The sequence below is a fragment of the Mesorhizobium sp. M7D.F.Ca.US.004.03.1.1 genome (assembly GCF_003998635.1).
Lineage (GTDB): Bacteria > Pseudomonadota > Alphaproteobacteria > Rhizobiales > Rhizobiaceae > Mesorhizobium > Mesorhizobium loti.
In genome coordinates, this window is record NZ_RZQG01001459.1 from 1 (window position 1) to 936 (window position 936).

The following is a 936-nucleotide window of genomic DNA, read 5'->3' on the forward strand; positions in this document are numbered from 1 at the left end:
GAGCGCCAGGCCGAGCGCGCCGGCCATTGCCGCTTCCGGCCAGCCGGCATTGGGCGAGCGGTGTTTTTTCGCGTCGCGCCACACCGCATGCCAGGCATTGCGCGGATCGGCGCCCCTGACCAGGAAAGCCGCCAGCACGATCAGCAGCGCCGTCACCCGCGACGCCGGCAGGTTGATCCAATCGTCGAAGCGCGCCGCCGCCCAGCCGAAGGCCTCGTGGCGCGGGGTGCGGTGGCCGATCATCGAATCGGCGGTGTTGGCGGCCTTGTAGGCAGCGCCGCCGCCCAGGCCGCCGACGCCGGTCCAAAAGGCGGGGGCAACGATGCCGTCGGAAAAATTCTCGGCCAGGCTCTCGATCGCCGCGCGGCAAACACCGGCCCTGTCCAGTGTTTCGGGATCGCGGCCGACGATTCGCGAGACGGCCACGCGGCCCAAAGCGAGGCCACCGGTATCGAGTGCGTCCGCCACCGCCTCGACATGCTCGTAAAGGCTCTTCTGCGACAGAAGCGACGTAGCCAGAAGGACAGTGATGAATAGCCCCATGGGAACGAACCAGAGCAGGACCTGCACGCCGAGGCCAACTATCGCCGGCACCAGCACGATGACCAGCAGCGCCTGGACACCACGCTTGCGACGCAGCGCGTCGGGATCAGTGGCGTGGTTGAGCCTGCGGTCAAGAAAGGATATCAGCCTGCCGAACCACGTCACCGGATGGCCGATGGCGCGAAACAGCCAGTCCGGGTAACCGAGGGCGAATTCGACGGCCAATGACAGGAAAGCGATCAGGACTGACATGAAGCTTCTTGAAGGAGCGGTGGACCATGGTGGAAGTCTTGGCCGGGCGAGGGCGCTTTTCCCCAACGCTTCGCGGCCTTTCGTCGACCTCTCGACCGGTATCAATCCGCACTCCTATCCGCTTTTCGACCTGCCCGCCAC

General features: G+C 66.0%; 1 protein-coding gene and 1 pseudogene. One reads left to right on the forward strand and one right to left on the reverse strand.

The features are described 5' to 3' along the window. Nucleotides 1-795: adenosylcobinamide-phosphate synthase CbiB (gene cbiB, locus EN935_RS37940; RefSeq protein ID WP_127374336.1), on the reverse strand; the 795-nt coding region annotated here is incomplete at its 3' end. Between cbiB and EN935_RS42590 the strand changes: the two are divergent. Further along, nucleotides 794-936, forward strand: a pseudogene (locus tag EN935_RS42590) (threonine-phosphate decarboxylase); the annotation flags it as partial. The gene cbiB and the pseudogene EN935_RS42590 sit on opposite strands and share 2 nt — an antisense overlap.